This window comes from Pseudomonas alkylphenolica (genome assembly GCF_000746525.1).
Classification (GTDB): domain Bacteria; phylum Pseudomonadota; class Gammaproteobacteria; order Pseudomonadales; family Pseudomonadaceae; genus Aquipseudomonas; species Aquipseudomonas alkylphenolica.
The window spans coordinates 5036039-5055177 of sequence record NZ_CP009048.1; the positions used below are offsets into that span (position 1 = coordinate 5036039).

The window sequence follows — 19139 nt, forward strand, 5'->3', positions numbered from 1 at the left end:
AGTGCTGAGCTATAGTCAGGAAGAACCCCGGAGTGCCTGAACATGAGCGACCACCAAGAACGTCGACGTTTCCAGCGTGTTGCCTTTGATAGCCCCACTGAACTGCGCCAGGGCGAGCGATGCTGGCCGGTCGAGCTGATTGACCTGTCCCTCAAGGGCTTACTTATCAAGTGCCCGGAGCCGTGGGACCCCGACCTGACCCAGGATTTCGAGGCCCTTGTCCACCTGGGGGAGCAGGTAACGTTATGGATGCAGGTGGAACTACGCCATGAAGAAGGTAATCGACTGGGTTTTGTCTGCCTGCGCACTGATATCGACTCATCGTGTCATTTACGGCGCTTGGTGGAACTCAACCTGGCCGACAACCCCGAAATGATGCGTGAACTGCGAGAACTGATCGAAATTTAAAATAACTTAGCTTGCTACCTGATTTCCCTCTCGTTACGTTTATGTCCACTCGGACAGCTTTTTTACCCCTCCTATCCGTTTTCACGCAGCCTTGCGAGGCCTGCGTTCGCGTGTTGGAACGATAACTGCATTCACTTAAGCACCCAAATTGAGCGCCTGACTGTTCCTACGCCGATCTAAAAATTGTATACAATTGTTCTGGCTTCATAGCGTAGGACTTGTCTACAGTAGCGCCACAACAATAAAACAGAGACCCCGCCTCATGAATACGTCCTCCTCTAGCACGTCTTCAGCAGCACGTCCCGAAGACGAGAACCTTGGCCTGGGTGCCAACCTGGCGTACGGCCTGCAACACGTATTGACCATGTATGGCGGCATCGTCGCCGTGCCGTTGATCCTCGGTCAGGCCGCTGGCCTGACACCCGCGGACATTGGTCTACTGATCGCTGCGTCGCTGTTTGCCGGCGGCCTGGCAACCCTGTTGCAAACCCTCGGACTGCCGTGGTTCGGTTGTCAGCTGCCGCTGGTGCAAGGGGTCTCGTTTGCCGGTGTCGCGACCATGGGCGCGATCCTCAGCAGTGAAGGCGGTGGCGGCTTGCCCGGAGTATTGGGTGCAGTCATGGCCGCGTCGTTCATCGGCTTCCTGATCACCCCGGTGTTCTCGCGAATTACCAAGTACTTCCCGCCATTGGTGACCGGTATCGTCATCACCACCATCGGCCTGACCTTGATGCCCGTTGCTGCGCGTTGGGTCATGGGCGGTAACAGCAAGGCCCCGGATTTCGGCAGCATGGCCAACATCGGCCTGGCCGCGCTGACCTTCGTTATCGTGCTGGTGCTAAGCAAGCTCGGCAGCGCCACCATCTCGCGCCTGTCGATCCTGCTGGCCATGGTCATCGGTACCCTCATCGCCTGGTCGCTGGGCATGGCTGACTTCAGCAAGGTGCTTGAAGGCCCGCTGGTGGCAATGCCAAGCCCGTTCCACTTCGGTATGCCGACCTTCCACATCGCTGCGATCCTGTCGATGTGCATCGTGATCATGGTGACCCTGGTGGAAACCTCGGCCGACATCCTTGCCGTCGGTGAAATCATCGACACCAAGGTTGACTCCAAACGCCTGGGCAATGGCCTGCGCGCTGACATGGCGTCGAGCATCCTGGCGCCGATCTTCGGCTCCTTCACCCAGAGCGCCTTCGCCCAGAACGTCGGCCTGGTCGCCGTGACCGGGGTGAAAAGCCGCTACGTCGTAGCGACCGGCGGGGTGATCCTGGTGGTGCTCGGCCTGCTGCCGATCATGGGCCGGGTGATTGCCGCAGTACCGACCTCGGTACTCGGTGGTGCCGGTATCGTGCTGTTCGGCACCGTGGCCGCCAGCGGTATCCGTACCCTGTCCAAGGTCAGCTACAAGAACAACGTCAACCTGATCATCGTCGCCGCCTCGCTGGGCTTCGGCATGATCCCGATTGCCGCACCGAACTTCTACGCGCAATTCCCCAACTGGTTCGAGACCATCTTCCACTCCGGCATCAGCTCGGCAGCAATCATGGCCATTGTCCTGAACCTGGTGTTCAACCACTTCACCGTGGGTAACTCCGATCAGCAATCGGTGTTTGCCGCAGCCTACGAACGTACCATCCACTACTCGGATATCTCCGCCCTGCGTGACGGCGACTACTTCGAAGACGGCAAGCTGTTCAATGCCGAAGGCAAGGAGGTTCCGGTGATGGGCGAAGGTGAACATGGCGAGCCTCCGGCACGACGAGAGGCCGTCTCGGAGCATTGATTAACGCTACGCAATAAAAAGGCCGGTGCATGTGCACCGGCCTTTTTATTTACGCTGCAAGTAGAAGCTAAACCGGTGGGAGCGGGCTTGCCCCCGCGATTGTGACTCAACTGACACACCGTAATCGCGGGGCAAGCCCGCTCCCACCAATTGTTACTCGAACAACGCATCCAGCGCTTGCTCCAGACGAGTGACCGCAATCACCTGCAAACCTGGTGGCGCTTCCTTGGGTGCGTTGCCCTTGGGCACGATGGCGCGTTTGAAGCCATGCTTGGCCGCTTCTTTCAGGCGCTCCTGGCCGCTGGGCACCGGACGCACCTCACCCGACAGACCGACTTCGCCGAATACCAGCAGGCTGTTATCCAGCGGACGGTTGCGCAAGCTGGACATGATCGCCGCCATCAACGCCAGGTCGGACGCGGTCTCCAGCACCTTGACCCCGCCGACCACGTTGAGGAAGACATCCTGGTCATGGGTCGGAATGCCGCCATGGCGATGCAGCACCGCCAGGAGCATGGCCAGGCGGTTCTGGTCCAGGCCCAGAGTGACCCGGCGCGGGTTCGACAGGTGACTGTCATCAACCAGCGCCTGGACTTCCACCAGCATCGGCCGGGTGCCTTCCCAGGTGGCCATGACCACACTGCCGGGAACCTCTTCCTGCGCGCGGGTGAGGAAGATTGCCGAAGGGTTGGAGACCTCCTTCAGGCCGCGATCGGTCATGCCGAACACGCCCAGTTCATTGACCGCACCAAAACGGTTCTTCACCGCCCGCAGCAAACGCAGGCGGCCGTCGGACTCGCCTTCGAAATACAGCACGGTATCGACCATGTGCTCCAGCACCCGCGGGCCTGCCAGCGCACCTTCCTTGGTGACATGACCGACGAGGAAGATCGCCGTGCCGCTCTGCTTGGCGTAACGCACCAGCAACGCGGCGCTCTCACGCACCTGGGAGACACCACCAGGCGCCGACTGCAACTGCTCGGTGAAAATGGTCTGGATCGAATCGATCACCATGACCTTGGGCTTTTCCACCCGGGCAGTGGCGATGATCGCCTCGATGCAGGTTTCGGTCATTACCCGCAACTGATCCTGGGGCAACCCCAGGCGCCGGGCACGCATCGCCACCTGTTGCTGGGATTCTTCGCCGGTGACATACAGTGCGGGCATGCGCGTAGCGATGGCGCACAGGGTTTGCAGGAGAATGGTCGACTTGCCGATACCCGGGTCGCCACCGATCAGGACCACTGAACCGTCAACCAAGCCGCCGCCCAATACCCGGTCCAGCTCGGCGCTGGCGGTGCTGAAACGCGGGATCTCTTCGACGCTGACCTCGGCCAGGGTCTTGATCTGCGCCTGCTGCCCGGCCCAGCCGGTGCGGCCACTGGGCGCCGCTGCTGCGCCGCTTTCCAGCACGGTCTCGACCAGGGTGTTCCAGGCCCCGCACTCACCGCACTGTCCGGCCCATTTCGGAAAGGTCGCGCCGCACTCAGTGCAGCCGTACATGCGCTTGGCCTTGGCCATGGGGGACGGTCCTCGGAAAAAGGGACCATGATAGCCGACCTGCGTGACCTGGGCGGCCACATAAAACGACAAAACTATTCGATATAACTGCAGTCTGTAGCAGCAGCGCGGAGCATGAAGCGTGTAGCTGAATTACACTGCGTTTACCAAACTCATCTGTTACAAGGAATAAACCATGGGCGTGCTCAGTGAATTCAAGGCCTTTGCGGTCAAAGGGAATGTGGTCGACATGGCCGTCGGTATCATCATCGGCGCCGCCTTTGGCAAAATCGTTTCATCCTTTGTGGGTGATGTGATCATGCCACCAATCGGCTTGCTGATCGGCGGTGTCGACTTCAGTGATCTTGCCGTCACCCTCAAAGCTGCCGAAGGCGAAGTCCCGGCAGTGGTGCTGGCCTATGGCAAATTCATCCAGACCATTCTCGACTTCATCATTGTCGCCTTCGCGATCTTCATGGGCGTCAAGGCGATCAACCGCCTGAAACGCGAAGAAGCCGAAGCGCCAAGCCTGCCACCGGTACCGACCAAAGAAGAAGAGCTGCTTACCGAGATCCGCGACTTGCTCAAGACGCAGAATCGGCAGCCCTGAATCCGTCTCGGGGGCCGCTATGCGGCCCATCGCAGGCTGTCGCCAGCGCCTACCAGTAGTTTTCTACCGCTACCTGCCCGGGGCGGCGGCTCAGGCTCAGGTTCAGGCCGCGCTGTTTGAGCACCTGCCGGGTGTCGTCGATCATCTGCGGATTACCGCAGAGCATTACCCGCGAATGCTCCGGCGTCAGCGCCAGGCCTGCGGCGCGCTCAAGCTCTCCATTCTCGATCAGGGTGGTGATGCGCTCATTGAGTGCGCCGGGATGCTGTTCGCGTGTGACCACCGGAATGAACTGCAACTTGCCGGCAAACTCGGCCAGGTAGTCACGCTGCTCCAGACCGGCGATCAGGTCCAGATACGCCAGCTCCTTGGCTTCTCGCACCGAATACACCAGTTTGATCGATTCGAAGCGCTCCCAGACTTCAAAGTCCTGCAAGATCGAGACGAACGGTGCGATGCCGGTCCCTGTGGCCAGCAACCACAGATCACGGCCATCGACAAAACGGTCCAGGGTCAGAAAGCCAAAGGCCTGACGATCGATCAACAAGCTGTCGCCTTCCTGCAGACGGCTCAGCTCGCTGGTGAACTCCCCTCCCGGCACCACGATGGAAAAGAAATCCAGGTGCTCGTCAAACGGCGACGAGACCATTGAATAAGCGCGCCAGACCACACTGCCATCGGCCTTGGTCACCCCCAGGCGGGCGAACTGACCGGAGCGGAAGCGGAATCCCTGATCACGCGTGGTGCGCAGGCTGAACAGGCTTGGGGTCAGCGGCTGGACGTCGAGCAACGTCTGGCGGGTGAACTTTTCAGCACTGGCAGTCATGACTTACTCCAAAAAACAGATGCGCCCAGTGTCGCGCAATCGCGCCAGGATAAACACCGCTGGATTGTAGTGGCATCGCCACGGCCATGGTCGACACCCAGGTTTCATGTCGGTCCAAGACCCAAACTGATAAAAACGCACGTGCTTGTAACGAAAAAAACTCAGCAAAAGAGTCAGGTAATTCCTACACTGCTTTACTAGAAAGTGATATTTGGATCCAAATTGCACGAGGCAGTAGCCATGCCATACCGACAGGAAGTTCAGCTGAAACAACTGCTCAGCGAATCAGAGGAACAACGGACGTTCGACTTGGTGACATCTCTGGCGGCACAGCTGGGCATGGAGTATTTCGCCTTCACCCCGACCCCGGCAAACCCTTCCTTGTACCCGAAGTTCGAGACTTACAGTAACTTTCCCAAGGCCTGGAACGATTGCTATCAACGCTGTAATTACCGGAGCATCGACCCGATCGTCGCCCATTGCCATAAATCGTTGCTGCCTATTCTCTGGGACGATGATACCTTCCGAGAGACCCCCGATCTTTGGGAGCAGGCCCGACGACACGGGCTGCGTTATGGCTGGAGCCACTCTGCACACGACCCGCATCGTAACGAAAGCCTGTTAAGCGTGATCCGCAGTCATACACCGGTAAACACCAGTGAATACTACGAAATGGCCGCTAAGACCATGTGGTTGTGCAACCTGATGCACAGCCTGGTATTTGATCAAAAATCAACCAAACCCGTACTCTCCGCCCGTGAAACCGAAGTGCTGAAGTGGACTGCAGCTGGCAAGACTGCAGAAGACATTTCCGACATCCTCACCCTGTCGAAAAGCACGGTGAACTTCCATATACGCAGCATCATCACCAAGCTGAACTGCTGTAACAAAACCAGCGCCGTTGCGGCGGCTGCCGTGAACGGCCTATTGGGATAACCCCCTGCCATTCAAAGCCCTGTAGAATCATGCCTCTGCAAAGCGCGGCCGACTGCGGCGCGCGACCATGTCTCAGAGCCTTAACGCCATGCCCTTGTTGACCAGCCCCTTCGCCGAGCTCGATCTGCTTCGCCAGCCCGAGCAAGCCAACGATCCCTTGCAAGCCTTCGACGCTGCCGACGAGTACTTGCTGCAGCATCTGGCCGAACAATCGCCAGATGCCAATACCCGCGTGCTGGTCCTCAATGACAGCTTCGGAGCTTTGGCGATCAGCCTGAGTCGCCACCTGCAGGTCACCAGCAGCGGCGACTCGTACCTGGCCCGTCTGGCGCTGGAGAAAAACCTGGTGCGTAATGGCCAGGCTTTCGACGCGCTGCCATTCATTGCCGCCAACGCCAACTGGCAAGGCCCGTTCGACCAGGTGCTGGTGCGCGTGCCCAAGACTCTGGCCCTGCTTGAAGAGCAACTGATCCGCTTGCAGGCTCATCTGGCCCCCGGAGCCCAGGTGATTGCCGGCGCGATGATCAAGCACCTGCCACGCGCTGCCGGTGATCTGCTGGAAAAATACATCGGCCCGGTACAGGCATCGCTGGCGCAGAAAAAAGCCCGCCTGCTGATTGCCACGGTAGAGGACAAAGGCGCATTCACCTCCCCCTACCCAACGCGCTACCAACTGGATGCGCCACGCCTGGAACTGCTCAACCATGCCAATGTGTTCTGCCGCGAAGGCCTGGATATCGGCACCCGCGCGTTTCTGCCTCACCTGCCCAACAACCTCGGTTCAGCCCGGGTCGCCGATCTGGGTTGCGGCAATGGCGTGCTGGCCATCGTCAGTGCCTTGAGCAACCCGCAAGCCCACTACACCCTGGTCGATGAGTCCTACATGGCCACCCAATCGGCGCTGGAAAACTGGCAGGCGGCGCTGGGCGAGCGTGAAGTCAGCGTACGCGCCGACGATGGCCTGGCTGGCCAGCCGGCACAATCGCTGGACGTGGTGCTGTGCAATCCGCCCTTCCACCAGCAGCAGGTGGTCGGCGACTTTCTCGCCTGGCGCATGTTCCAGCAGGCCCGCGAAGCGCTGGTAGTCGGCGGTGCGCTGTACATCGTCGGTAACCGCCATCTGGGCTACCACAGCAAGCTGGCGCGGTTGTTCCGCGGCGTTGAGCAGGTGGCGGCGACGCCGAAGTTCGTGGTGCTCAAAGCGCGCAAGTAAGGTATCGCGGGGCAAGCCCGCTCCCACCGGTTCAGTGCCCCCCCAGTGGGAGCGGGCTTGCCCCGCGATACGATAGTCAAAAAAAACCCTTCACAACCTAAGCTGCGAAGGGGGGTAAATCCGCCGCAAGGCGGGATGGGAAATGCGCTTTAGTGGGTGCTTAATCCGGCGGCAGCCATAAACATGCGCATCAGCCAGGCAACAATCCCCAGGGCCACCACGCTGCCGGCCCAGATCACCGCCAGCCAGCCCAACCGTTGCCAGAGCGGCTTTTTCTCTTCATCGAAGGTGTGTTTGCCGGTCATTGCCAGGCCCTCCTAGTGGTAGCCATCCTCGTGGGTCACCTTGCCGCGGAACACGTAGTAGCTCCAGAAGGTGTAGCCAAGGATGAACGGAATGATGAACAGCGCCCCGACCAGCATGAAGCCCTGGCTCTGCGGTGGTGCGGCAGCGTCCCAGATCGAAACCGACGGTGGAATGATGTTCGGCCACAGGCTGATGCCAAGGCCACTGTAGCCAAGGAAGATCAACGCCAGGGTCAGCAGGAACGGGGTGTAGTGCGCATTGCGTGCCACCGCCTTGAGCAAACCGTAGAGGGTCACCAGCACCAGGATCGGCACCGGCAGGAACCAGAACAGGTTAGGCAGGGTGAACCAGCGCGAAGCAATCTCCGGGTGCGCCAGCGGCGTCCAGATACTGACGATACCGGTCACGGCCAGCAGCACCAGGGCCAAAGGACGCGCCAGGTCATGCATCTGCAGTTGCAGCTTGCCTTCGGTTTTCATGATCAGCCAGGTGCAGCCGAGCAAGGCATAGGCAACGATCAGCCCCAGCCCGCAGAACAGGCTGAACGGGGTCAGCCAGTCGAAGGCACCACCGGCATAGCTACGGTCGACCACCTTGAAGCCTTCGATGAAGGCACCCAGGGCCACGCCCTGGAAGAAGGTTGCCGCGAGCGAACCGCCGATAAACGCCTTGTCCCAGAGGTGACGCTTTTCGGCCGTGGCCTTGAAGCGGAACTCGAACGCCACACCGCGGAAGATCAAGCCCACCAGCATCAACATCAGCGGCAGGTAAAGTGCCGACAGCACGACCGCATAGGCCAGCGGGAAGGCGCCGAACAGCGCCGCACCGCCGAGTACCAGCCAGGTTTCGTTACCGTCCCAGACCGGCGCGACGGTGTTCATCATCACGTCACGGTCCTGCTCGCCTTTGACGAAGGGGAAGAGAATGCCGATCCCCAGGTCGAAACCATCCATGACCACGTACATCATGATGCCGAAGATAATGATCACGGCCCAGATCAGTGGAAGATCAATACCCATGACTCAGTTCCCCTTGTTCAAGCTGGTGTGCTCGCGATCGTCGTGATCGTCATCGGCAGCAGACAACGGCCGTGCCGGTGTGCGTTTCTGGCCAGGTCCGCCTTTGATGGGCTCTTCGCCCTCACCGGTTTTCGGCCCTTTGCGCACCAGACGCATCATGTAGCCCAGACCCGCACCGAACAGGGCGAAATAGACCACCACGAACATCACCAGGGTCACGCCCAACTGGGTATAGCTGTGGTTCGAGACACCATCGGCAGTACGCATCACGCCATAGACCACCCAGGGCTGACGGCCAACCTCGGTCGTGAACCAGCCGGCGAGAATCGCGATCAGGCCGGACGGGCCCATCCACAAGGTCAGGTAGAGGAACGGACGCGAGCTGTAGATCTTGTCGCGCTTGCGCAGCCACAGGCTCCACAGGCCGACGAAGATCATCAGCATGCCCAGACCCACCATGATCCGGAACGACCAGAACACCACGGTGGAGTTAGGCCGGTCTTCCTTCGGGAACTCCTTCATCGCCGGGACTTGCTTGTCCAGGCTGTGGGTCAGGATCAGACTGCCCAGGGCCGGGATTTCCACTTTGAAGCGAGTGGTCTCGGCTTCCATATCGGGAATGCCGAAGAGAATCAGCGGGGTCGGCTCGTCACCGACATTCTCCCAGTGACCTTCGATCGCAGCGATTTTCACCGGCTGGTGCTTGAGGGTGTTCAAGCCGTGGAAGTCACCGATCACCGCCTGAATCGGCGCCACGATCAAGGCCATCCACATTGCCATCGAGAGCATTTTGCGGATAGCCGGGTTGTCACGCCCACGCAGCAGGTGCCAGGCCGCCGAAGCGCCAACGAAGAACGCCGTGGCAACGAACGCCGCGGTGGCCATGTGCAGCAGGCGATAAGGGAACGACGGGTTGAAGATCACCGCGAACCAGTCCACCGGGACCACGACGCCGTTGACGATTTCGTAACCCTGCGGGGTCTGCATCCAGCTGTTGGAGGCAAGAATCCAGAACGTGGAAATGATCGTACCGATGGCCACCATGACTGTGGCAAAGAAGTGCAGGCCACGGCCGACACGGTTCCAGCCAAACAGCATGACGCCGAGGAAACCGGCCTCGAGGAAGAAGGCGGTAAGCACTTCATAGGTCAAAAGCGGCCCGGTGATGGAGCCGGCAAAGTCGGAGAACTTGCTCCAGTTGGTACCGAACTGATACGCCATGACCAGACCGGAGACCACACCCATGCCGAAGTTAACGGCAAAGATTTTCGACCAGAAGTGGTAAAGGTCACGGTAGACACTGTTGTTGGTCTTCAGCCACAAGCCTTCGAGCACCGCCAGGTAACTCGCCAGGCCAATGGTGATGGCCGGAAACAGGATGTGAAAAGACACGGTAAACGCGAACTGAATTCGGGCGAGATCTAGGGCCTCTAATCCGAACATAGTGCTTCCTCTGTCAGGTAATCCGGCGTCAGGCGATGGGCCTTGGCGCCAACTGCCCCCACGGTAGTTGAGTGTGGCTAGTTGGAATTGTTCTGAGTACTTCACAACGCAGGGAATTCGGCCGTTCTGGCCCACCGTTGCAAATGAAACTATTGATCCAGATCAACGGCTGCCTGAAAGGATAGTCCTGAAAGGTCCGCGCGGTTGTGTGGTTCATTGCCGCAGATCAGTTGTGCACGGTTTTGTGCGCCCCAAAACAGTGCACAAACGGCGCAAAGCATGATCTTCTCGTAACTCGCCGTTACAAACTGATGATAATCTGCACCGCTGTTTCCCTCGCCGAGGCTCTGTTTCGCCGATGTCAGCCCCTCCACCGCTGTTGTTGCGTCACCATCGCCCTTTCCTCGCGTTCTGGCTGGCGCGGGTGTGTACCGCCAGTGGCTTCCAGATGCTCACCGTGGCGATCGGCTGGCACCTTTACCAGTTGACCGGCAATGTCCTTGACCTTGGCCTGGTCGGCCTGGTGGAGTTCGCCCCACGGGTACTGTTCATGCTGCACACCGGGCATGTCGCCGACCGTTATGACCGGCGCCGCGTCGCTGCCCTGTGCCAGACGGCTCAGGCCTTGATAGCCCTGGCTCTGGTGGTCGGCAGCAGCACTGGCAACGTCAGCCGCGAATTGATCTTTATCCTCGCCTTTTTGCTCGGCAGCGCCCGCTCGTTCGAAATGCCCGCGACCCAGGCACTGCTGCCGAACGTAGTGCCCTCTGCGCTGTTTCCCCACGCGGTGGCGGCCTCGGCCTCGGCGATGCAGGCGGCAACCATCGTGGCCCCCGCGGTGGGCGGTTTTCTCTATGCATTTGGCAGTGTCTGGGTGTACGGCCCGACTGTGCTGCTGTACGTGACGGCCTGCCTGCTGACCCTGAGCCTCAGTGTGCGACCGCAAGCGCCTCAGCAAGGCCGCGCCAGCCTCGATTCCTTGCTGGCCGGGATTCGCTTTATCCGCAGCCGCCCGGACATCCTCGGCGCTATCTCACTGGATCTGTTCGCCGTATTGCTCGGCGGTGCAACCGCACTGCTGCCGGTGTTCGCCAAGGACATCCTGCTTACCGGGCCCTGGGGCCTGGGTCTGTTGCGCTCGGCACCAGCGGTCGGCGCCTTGCTGATGTCGCTGTGGCTGGCGCGCTTTCCGGTGGAGCGCAAGGTCGGCCGGGTAATGTTCACTGCTGTCGGAATCTTCGGTGTGGCCACCATCGCCTTCGGCCTGTCGACCTCGTTCTGGTTTTCGCTGGCGGTGCTGGCTGTGCTCGGGGCAGCCGACATGATCAGCATGGTGATTCGCGGCGCCTTCGTGCAGCTGGAGACACCGGATGAGATGCGTGGCCGGGTCAGTGCGGTGAACGGGTTGTTCATCGGCGCTTCCAACCAGCTTGGCGAATTCGAGTCAGGGCTGACTGCGCACTGGTTCGGTACCGTACCGGCAGTGGTGCTCGGCGGGGTCGGGACGCTGGTGGTGACCGGGGTGTGGATCAAGCTGTTTCCGAGCCTGGCAGGAAGGGATCACATGCATAGAAATTGACCACCTCATCGCGGGGCAAGCCCGCTCCCACCCGGTGGGAGCGGGCTTGCCCCGCGATGAGGCCAGAACTGTCACACCTGCAGCTGTCCCGCAACTCGGTTACGAGCCGCCTTTCCCGCCACCTGTTCCACCAGCGTCAAAGCAAACGCCAACGCCGCCCCCGAACCCTGGGCAGTAATGCAGTTACCATCCACCACCACCGGCTGATCGACAAAACTGCACCCGGAGAGCTGCTGACTGACATCCGGATGACAGGTCATGCGTCGCTGACGCAGCACCCCGAAAGCCTGCAATGCCAAGGGCCCTTCGCCAATCGCGGCAAAAAACTTGCCGGCTTTGGCCTGCTCCGCTACCCGCTGTGTCAGCGGTTGGTGCACCGCCATGTGCTGCACCCCTTTCTCGCCCCCCGGCAACACGATCAGTTCGAACGGCTGGGCAAGCAAGTCCACCAACATGCCGTCGGCGGTCAAGCGCGTGCCACGGGCGCAGGTAAGCATGCGCCGGCCTTCGATGCTGGCCACCACCACTTCCACTTCGGCGCGGCGCAACACGTCGATCAGGGTCACGCTCTGCAGGTCATCCACGCCTTCAGCAATTACGATCAGGGCTCTGTGGGTCATGACTGCACTCCGTCAGGGTATGGATAAAGCGTAGTCGCTCACAGCATGAGGGTCAGTTGACACTCGTAGCCCTTGCGGGCGCGATAGCCATTACCACTGTCAATCCAGCCAGTCCCCCGGTACAACGCCAGGGCGGCGTGATTGTCTGGTTCCACCGACAATTGCAGGCGGCGAACATCCGGCCAGCAAGCGCGAACCAAACCGGGTAATGCCTGCATACAAAATCGTCCCAGGCCGCGCCCCTGTAAGCGTTGATCCACCTGCAAGGCACTGATCGTGGCCGCATCGGCCGCGGCCCAGGGCGGCAGGAACGCCCCGCGCTGGAGCAACAGAAAGGCCCTGGGCTCGGCATCGAGCAATAGCACCACGCCGCGCATGTCATCGCTTTCAGTACCCAGCAGGATGTACAGCGCACTGGCCATATCGCCGCAATAGCGCTGTTGCTCGGGGTGCACCTGGATGCCGACCAGTTGGTCGCGCTGGGCCTGGCTCAGGTCGCGGTAATCAATCAGTTGCACAGCGGGCTCTCATGAGGGGGATGTGGGGGAATCGGCGCGGAACCTGCAGATATCTGCAGTGTATCGCGACAATAATTACCGCTGGCCAAGCATGCTGGTATGATGCGCGGCTTTTTTCCGGCCCAATCAAATTCCACAAACCGTCCGGTACGGTCTGTGCTTTGCTGAGGGGGTCGATACATTCACGGCGCCGGGGCGCGCCACGGGGAGCAGGCATGCTGGAAAGGCTGTTTCAACTAAAAGCACACGACACCAATGTCCGCACCGAAATTCTCGCGGGCGTGACCACCTTCCTGGCCATGGCCTATATCCTGTTCGTCAACCCGAGCATTCTCGGTGAGACCGGCATGGACAAGGGCGCGCTGTTCGTTGCCACCTGTCTGGCAGCTGCCATCGGCTCGACCACCATGGGCCTGATCGCTAACTACCCGATCGCCCTGGCACCGGGCATGGGCCTGAACGCCTTCTTCACCTACACCGTGGTCCTGCACATGGGCCACACCTGGCAGGTGGCCCTGGGTGCGGTATTCATCTCGGCGGTGCTGTTCTTCCTGCTGTCGATCTTTCGTATCCGTGAGTGGATCGTCAACAGCATTCCGCTGCCACTGCGTTCGGCCATTGCTGCCGGTATCGGCCTGTTCCTGGCACTGATCGCCCTGCACAACGCCGGTATCGTCGTCGACAACCAGGCGACCCTGGTGGGCCTGGGTGACCTCAAGCAACCGGCGCCAATCCTCGCCACCCTGGGCTTTTTCCTGATTGTCGCCCTGGAAGCCCTGAAGGTTCGTGGTGCAGTACTGATCGGCATCCTGGCGGTGACCGTGGCCTCGATCGCCCTGGGCGTCACCCCGTTCGCGGGCGTGGTCTCGATGCCGCCTTCGCTGGCCCCGACGTTCCTGCAGCTGGACATCAAGGGCGCCCTGGATGTCGGCCTGATCAGCGTGATCTTCGCCTTCCTGTTCGTTGACCTGTTCGACAACTCCGGCACCCTGATCGGCGTTGCCAAACGCGCCGGCCTGATGCGCAAGGACGGTCACATGCCGAAGATGGGCCGCGCCCTGATCGCTGACAGTACCGCGGCCATGGCCGGTTCCCTGCTCGGCACCTCGACCACCACCAGCTACATCGAGTCGGCTGCCGGCGTGAGTGCTGGCGGACGCACCGGCCTGACCGCCATCGTCGTCGCCATCCTGTTCCTGCTGGCACTGTTCTTCGCCCCGCTGGCCGGTAGCGTGCCGGCTTTCGCCACCGCACCAGCACTGTTGTTCGTCGCCGTGTTGATGGCTTCGGGCCTGGCTGAAATAAACTGGGACGATGTTACCGAAGCTGCGCCAGTGGTGATCACCGCTCTGGCCATGCCGCTGACTTACTCGATCGCCAACGGCATCGCCTTCGGTTTCATTTCCTGGACTGCGATCAAGCTGCTCTCCGGCCGCCGCCGCGACCTGAACCCGGCACTGGTGATCCTCTCGATCCTGTTCGTCATCAAGCTGGGCTGGTTCAACGCATGAGTGCAGTCTTAGACCCTTCGACCTACACCCAGCAGCTCGACGCCAAGGTTGCACGCCTGCGCGAGCTGCTGGCGCCTTTCGATGCCCCGGAACCTGCGGTGTTCGACTCACCACGCGAGCACTATCGCCTGCGTGCCGAGTTCCGCCTGTGGCGCGAAAACGAGCAACGCTTCTATGCGATGTTCGCTCCGGGCGAGAAGCACACGCCGATCCTGATCGAAGACTTCCCGATCGCCAGCCTGCGCATCAATGAACTGATGCCGCGGCTCAAGGCCGCCTGGCAAGCCAGCTCGGCGCTGAGCTTCAAGCTGTTCCAGGTCGAGTTCCTCACCACCCTGGCCGGCGATGCGATGATCACCCTGTGCTACCACCGTCCACTGGACGAGCACTGGGAGGCCGCCGCGCAGCAGCTGGGCAAAGACCTGGATGTCAGCATCATCGGCCGCTCCAAGGGTAAACGCGTGGTGATCGGTCGCGATTACGCGGTAGAAGAACTGCAGATCGCCGGACGCAACTTCCGCTATCGCCAGCCGGAAGGCGCCTTCACCCAGCCCAACGGCGCAGTGAACCAGAAGATGCTCAACTGGGCCTACGAGGCCCTCGGCGAGCGCCAGGACGACCTGCTCGAGTTGTACTGCGGCAACGGCAACTTCACCCTGCCGCTGGCGACCCGGGTGCGCAAGGTGCTGGCCACCGAGATCAGCAAGACCTCGGTCAACGCCGCGCTGCACAACCTCGACGACAATGCCGTGGATAACGTGCGCCTGGTGCGCCTGTCCGCCGAAGAGCTGACCGAGGCGCTCAACGAAGTACGCCCGTTCCGCCGTCTGGAAGGCATCGACCTGAAGAGCTACCAGTTCGGCAGCGTGTTCGTCGACCCGCCGCGTGCCGGCATGGACCCGGACACCTGCGAGCTGACCCGGCGCTTCGACAATATCCTGTACATCTCCTGCAACCCGGAAACCCTGGCGGCGAACATCGCCCAGTTGCACGACACACACCGCATCGAGCGTTGTGCGTTGTTTGACCAGTTTCCATATACCCATCACATGGAGAGTGGGGTGTTGCTGGTTCGCCGTTGACCCCGGCGTTGCAGGCGCCGGCTGTGCCAGCGCCTGCAACGGGCCGCAGATCTCAAGGAGTACCGCCCTCTGATGGACCAGTTCAGCGCCATGCAGTCCTTCCGCCGGGTGGTCGAGCACGGCAGCTTCAGCGCCGCTGCCGCCCTGGCGGGGCAATCCCATACGGTGCTGTCACGGCAGGTGAAGAACCTCGAACGCCAGCTCGGCAGTCAACTGCTCAACCGCACCACCCGGCGCCTGCAACTGACCGAAGCGGGTGCGCTGTTCTACCGTCACTGCGTGCAGATTCTCGATCAGATGGAGGCAATGACGCTGGAGCTTTCCGAGCACCAGCAGCAACCCTCCGGCACCTTGCGCCTGAGCGTGTCCAGTGCGTTTGGCGAACTGGAACTGGGTCACTGGCTACCCGGCTTCGTCGAACGCTTCACCGGGTTGCAGATTGAACTGAGCTGTACCGACCGCTTCGTCGATATGCTCGATGAGGGCATCGACCTGTGCCTGCGGGTCACCGATCACTTGCCGGACTCCAACCTGGTGGCACGCACGCTGGCGCCGAGTGAAGTGATCCTGGTCGCCGCCGCGTCGTACCTCAAGCGCCTGCCAACTGCCATCACGGCCGACAACCTGGGCGAGCATCCGCTGCTCGGCTACAACCGCCTCGCTCAACCGCAGCGCCTACAACTGGTCGGGCCTTCGGGCAGCCAACGCGAGGTGCTGATGCCCAGCCGTGTCAGCGCCAACTCGCCGATGGCACTACGGGCCGCCGCTATCGGTGGCCTGGGCATCGCCAGCTTTGACCGTTTCATCGTCCACGACGCCTTGCAGGATGGCCGCCTGGTGCAACTGCTGCCGGACTGGCAACAGCCTGCGCGCACCCTGTATGCGCTCTACCCGCAAAGCCGCTACCTGGCGCCCAAGGTTCGCGCGTTGCTGGATTACCTTCAGGACTACTATCGGGCCCCACGCTGGCTGATGTGATTGGTGCAAAAAACGCACAAATCATGGCCTCTTACGGGCGTATTTCTGCATCAAGCGTTCAATTAACCTTCGCGCACTCCACTCAACGAAGGTTATCGCCATGAAAGCTTTGAAAACCTCCCTGTTCGGCCTGATCCTGACCGCCTCTACCACTACCGTGTTGGCCCAGAACGAGATCAAACCAGAAGCACTGATCTCGCTGCCCAACGCCGCTCTGCAATGGCAAGCAGTACCCAACACCAACGGCGCCGTCACTTACGCCAACACTGAGGGGAATATTTTCGGCAAGGGCAACTACTCGGCCTTTGTCACCTTCAAGGCAGGCACCGACAACGGTCTGCATACCCACAGCCAGAGCCTGCCAACAGTGGTCCTGAAAGGCACTTTCTACGCCGTGATCGATAAGGTGCGCACCGAGTATCCAGCGGGCTCGTACTACAAACTGCCGGCCAATCTGGTGCATGAAAGCGGCTGCACCGCCGCAGCTGATTGCCTGCTGTTCCAGTACCAGGCCGACAACTTCGACCTGGTACCGGTGAAAAGCTGAGCCCGAGGCCGCTCCTTCAGCCCTGCCCCGCGCACATCAACAAGGGCACCTGCTGATCTTCATCCGTCAGCGCACCATGGTGCCCACGCCATTGACTGGCGTGCTTTTCCACTTCGCTGCGAATAATCCCGCCCGCCCCGGTCGGCACCACGATCAGGTCGCCAATCCGCGCCTCGGCCTGGCTGAGCAAGACATCGCCGAACAAGCCCGCAGCAATCGCCTGGGCCTTGGACAAGACCTGGTACTGCTCGCCCAAGTGATTCTGCCAGCGCTGGTGCACACGGTCCTGCTGGCTCGGCACATACAGGTAGCGCGCGCGGATATCACCGGCGATGGCGCGCACGCCCTCCTGCAACACCGGGTCGAGGTCGAAGTCACGCACCTGGTCGCTGTCCAGCGCCAGCATGCCGTGGTCGGCGATGACCATCAGCTGCACCCGCTCCGGCAGCTTGCGGGCGATGGCCTGAGCCAGCTGGTCGGCAATTTCCAGTTGCTTGAGCCAGCCCTCGGAGCCCGGACCGAACAGGTGCCCGGCAAAATCCAGGTCGCCGAAATAGGCAAAACAGAAGGCCGGATCTTCAGTCGCCAGCGCTGCATTGATCAGTTCCGGGTAGGCGTCATAGGCCGGGGCCGGGAGTATCCGTCCGGCCTTGTAGATCGCCTGGCTGAACGCCGAGTTGGCATAGCGGCCGAGCATGACCGTGCTGACGGCAATGCCCTGCGCGCGGGCCAGGCTCCAGGCATCGGGCGGCACGATGAACGATTCCGGTGCCGGAGCTGCACCTGGCTGTGCTTCGACTTGCAGCGCAGCAGTGGTCCACGACAACGGCGACAACTCGGTCTGCTGATCCAGGGCAAAGCTGCAGCCGACCATGCCATGCGCACCGCTACCAAGCCCCGAGGTCACCGAGGCCAGGCTGGTGGCGGTGGTCGCCGGAAAGCCCACGCGAAAATACGAATCCGGCTGCATCAATGAGGCGAGGAATGGTGCGTGCCGGGCATGGGCCTGGAGCAGGTTCCAGCCCAGGCCGTCGATCAGCAGCAGGCAGGTCGCCTGCGAGCGATCCAGGCGGAAGCTGTTACGAAAGCCCTGGCCACCGAGGGCGGCGAAGATCGACTGGGTCAGGTTGGCCAGGCCCGGCCAGGTTTCACCCAGCAACTGCGAGTCGTTGAACGGCATTGCCATGTTTCCCTCCGTGGGCAGGTGCGAATCAACAGGTGTAGCACAGGCTGTGCGATCAGCGCACAGAAAAACGCCCGCGACCGCGCTCATCGATTGACCAAATTAACCAAACGGTACATTTTCAGCGAAAGCCTCTTCCCAAGAACAACAATGGAGTTTCCCCATGAATCCGGCCCCCTCTCCTGGCATCCTCGCCGGCCTGATCGGTGCAGGTATCCAGGCCTCACGCACCCCGGCACTGCATGAGCACGAAGGCCATGCCCTGGGCCTTAACTACCTGTACCGGCTGATCGACCTGGATCAGTTGAAACTCGACTGCAGCGCCCTGGAGCAACTGCTCAGCGCTGCCGAAGCCATGGGTTACACCGGCCTGAACATCACCTTCCCGTGCAAACAGGCAATCCTGCCGTTGCTCGATGACCTCTCTGCCGAGGCCCGAGGCATCGGCGCGGTCAATACCGTGGTGCTCAAGGACGGCAAGCGTATCGGCCACAACACCGACTGCCTGGGTTTCGCCGAAGGCTTTCGCCGCGGCTTGAGCGACGCGCCACGTCGTCAGGTGGTGCAGATGGGCGCTGGCGGTGCCGGGGCTGCGGTGGCCCATGCGCTGCTGGCCGAAGGGGTCGGGCAGTTAACGGTATTCGATGTCGAGTTGGCTCGGGCTCAGGCGCTGGTGGATAACCTCAATGCGCATTTCGACGGCAGCCGTGCCCGCGTCGGGCACGACCTGGCCCATGCATTGGGCGAAGCCGATGGTCTGGTCAACACCACGCCGATGGGCATGGCCAAACTGCCGGGCATGCCGGTGCCCAAGGCATTGCTAAGGGTTGATCTGTGGGTCGCGGAGATCGTCTACTTTCCGCTGCAAACCGAACTGCTGCGTGAGGCCCGGGCCTTGGGCTGTCGCACCCTGGATGGTTCGAACATGGCGGTGTTTCAAGCGGTGAAGGCGTTTGAGCTGTTCAGTGGCTTGCAGCCGGATGCGGCGCGGATGCTTGAACACTTCAATAGTATGGGTAGCTGAAAAGCATCGCGGGGCAAGCCCGCTCCCACAGTGGGAGCGGGCTTGCCCCGCGA

Annotated in this window: 19 protein-coding genes; 11 read left to right on the plus strand and 8 right to left on the minus strand. The window is 61.1% G+C overall.

The window, feature by feature from the left end; all coding sequences use genetic code 11:
- The first annotated feature begins 42 nt into the window (after positions 1-42).
- Together PSAKL28_RS23155 and PSAKL28_RS23160 are read left to right on the plus strand one after the other, a co-directional pair.
- Entirely contained in the window at positions 43-408 is a 366-nt protein-coding gene (locus tag PSAKL28_RS23155; RefSeq protein WP_038614850.1) for a PilZ domain-containing protein, read from the plus strand.
- A gap of 262 nt (positions 409-670) precedes the next feature.
- Complete coding sequence (locus PSAKL28_RS23160) at positions 671-2191, plus strand: nucleobase:cation symporter-2 family protein (protein WP_038614852.1); 1521 nt, start codon at positions 671-673, stop codon at positions 2189-2191.
- A gap of 153 nt (positions 2192-2344) precedes the next feature.
- Here the strand turns inward: PSAKL28_RS23160 and radA are convergent, their stop codons facing one another.
- Entirely contained in the window at positions 2345-3712 is a 1368-nt protein-coding gene (gene radA, locus PSAKL28_RS23165) for a DNA repair protein RadA (protein ID WP_038614855.1), read from the minus strand.
- A 175-nt stretch (positions 3713-3887) separates the two neighbouring features.
- Here radA and mscL point away from each other — a divergent pair, with 175 nt between their 5' ends.
- A complete protein-coding gene (gene mscL, locus PSAKL28_RS23170) occupies positions 3888-4301 on the plus strand; it encodes a large-conductance mechanosensitive channel protein MscL (protein WP_038614858.1) in 414 nt (137 codons plus the stop codon).
- Positions 4302-4350: 49 nt separating this feature from the next.
- Here the strand turns inward: mscL and PSAKL28_RS23175 are convergent, their stop codons facing one another.
- The gene (locus PSAKL28_RS23175; RefSeq protein WP_038614861.1) at positions 4351-5127 is read right to left on the minus strand and encodes a ferredoxin--NADP reductase; all 777 of its coding nucleotides are present in this window, start codon (positions 5125-5127) and stop codon (positions 4351-4353) included.
- A 240-nt stretch (positions 5128-5367) separates the two neighbouring features.
- On the opposite strand from PSAKL28_RS23175, the gene PSAKL28_RS23180 reads away from it, so the two are divergent.
- Positions 5368-6063 (plus strand): autoinducer binding domain-containing protein, encoded by a 696-nt coding sequence (locus PSAKL28_RS23180; protein ID WP_038614864.1) that lies wholly within the window; start codon positions 5368-5370, stop codon positions 6061-6063.
- A gap of 88 nt (positions 6064-6151) precedes the next feature.
- On the plus strand, positions 6152-7276 hold the full coding sequence (locus PSAKL28_RS23185; RefSeq protein ID WP_038614867.1) for a methyltransferase: 1125 nt from the start codon (positions 6152-6154) through the stop codon (positions 7274-7276).
- 149 nt (positions 7277-7425) lie between these two features.
- On the opposite strand, the gene PSAKL28_RS23190 is transcribed toward PSAKL28_RS23185, so the two are convergent.
- From PSAKL28_RS23190 to PSAKL28_RS23200, 3 genes are read right to left on the minus strand one after another with little or no spacing between them, the layout of a single operon-like run.
- Positions 7426-7581 carry a DUF2474 domain-containing protein gene (locus PSAKL28_RS23190; RefSeq protein ID WP_038614870.1) on the minus strand — a complete coding sequence of 52 codons (156 nt, stop codon included), beginning with the start codon at positions 7579-7581 and terminating at the stop codon, positions 7426-7428.
- 12 nt (positions 7582-7593) lie between these two features.
- Positions 7594-8601 (minus strand): cytochrome d ubiquinol oxidase subunit II, encoded by a 1008-nt coding sequence (cydB, locus tag PSAKL28_RS23195; RefSeq protein ID WP_038614873.1) that lies wholly within the window; start codon positions 8599-8601, stop codon positions 7594-7596.
- A gap of 3 nt (positions 8602-8604) precedes the next feature.
- Positions 8605-10044 carry a cytochrome ubiquinol oxidase subunit I gene (locus PSAKL28_RS23200; RefSeq protein ID WP_038614875.1) on the minus strand — a complete coding sequence of 480 codons (1440 nt, stop codon included), beginning with the start codon at positions 10042-10044 and terminating at the stop codon, positions 8605-8607.
- Between the two features lie 358 nt (positions 10045-10402).
- On the opposite strand from PSAKL28_RS23200, the gene PSAKL28_RS23205 reads away from it, so the two are divergent.
- Complete coding sequence (locus PSAKL28_RS23205) at positions 10403-11623, plus strand: MFS transporter (protein WP_038614877.1); 1221 nt, start codon at positions 10403-10405, stop codon at positions 11621-11623.
- A gap of 71 nt (positions 11624-11694) precedes the next feature.
- Here PSAKL28_RS23205 and PSAKL28_RS23210 read toward each other — a convergent pair whose 3' ends face one another.
- Together PSAKL28_RS23210 and PSAKL28_RS23215 are read right to left on the minus strand one after the other, a co-directional pair.
- A complete protein-coding gene (locus tag PSAKL28_RS23210) occupies positions 11695-12243 on the minus strand; it encodes a DJ-1 family glyoxalase III (RefSeq protein ID WP_038614879.1) in 549 nt (182 codons plus the stop codon).
- Between the two features lie 38 nt (positions 12244-12281).
- Positions 12282-12761, minus strand: coding sequence for a GNAT family N-acetyltransferase (locus PSAKL28_RS23215; protein WP_038614882.1), 480 nt, complete (start codon positions 12759-12761; stop codon positions 12282-12284).
- A gap of 215 nt (positions 12762-12976) precedes the next feature.
- Here PSAKL28_RS23215 and PSAKL28_RS23220 point away from each other — a divergent pair, with 215 nt between their 5' ends.
- The 4 genes from PSAKL28_RS23220 (at position 12977) to PSAKL28_RS23235 (ending at position 16879) form a co-directional block, all read left to right on the plus strand.
- Complete coding sequence (locus PSAKL28_RS23220; protein WP_038614885.1) at positions 12977-14272, plus strand: NCS2 family permease; 1296 nt, start codon at positions 12977-12979, stop codon at positions 14270-14272.
- Positions 14269-15354 (plus strand): tRNA (uridine(54)-C5)-methyltransferase TrmA, encoded by a 1086-nt coding sequence (gene trmA / locus PSAKL28_RS23225; protein ID WP_038614888.1) that lies wholly within the window; start codon positions 14269-14271, stop codon positions 15352-15354. The genes PSAKL28_RS23220 and trmA overlap by 4 nt, the downstream gene beginning before the upstream one ends.
- Positions 15355-15426: 72 nt before the next feature.
- The gene (locus PSAKL28_RS23230) at positions 15427-16332 is read left to right on the plus strand and encodes a LysR family transcriptional regulator (RefSeq protein ID WP_038614892.1); all 906 of its coding nucleotides are present in this window, start codon (positions 15427-15429) and stop codon (positions 16330-16332) included.
- A gap of 100 nt (positions 16333-16432) precedes the next feature.
- Positions 16433-16879: a cupin domain-containing protein gene (locus PSAKL28_RS23235; RefSeq protein WP_038614895.1), complete on the plus strand. Its 447-nt coding sequence runs from the start codon at positions 16433-16435 to the stop codon at positions 16877-16879.
- Positions 16880-16895: 16 nt separating this feature from the next.
- On the opposite strand, the gene PSAKL28_RS23240 is transcribed toward PSAKL28_RS23235, so the two are convergent.
- Entirely contained in the window at positions 16896-18065 is a 1170-nt protein-coding gene (locus PSAKL28_RS23240) for an alkaline phosphatase family protein (RefSeq protein WP_038614898.1), read from the minus strand.
- 160 nt (positions 18066-18225) lie between these two features.
- On the opposite strand from PSAKL28_RS23240, the gene PSAKL28_RS23245 reads away from it, so the two are divergent.
- The gene (locus tag PSAKL28_RS23245; RefSeq protein ID WP_038614900.1) at positions 18226-19086 is read left to right on the plus strand and encodes a shikimate dehydrogenase; all 861 of its coding nucleotides are present in this window, start codon (positions 18226-18228) and stop codon (positions 19084-19086) included.
- Positions 19087-19139 lie beyond the last annotated feature (53 nt).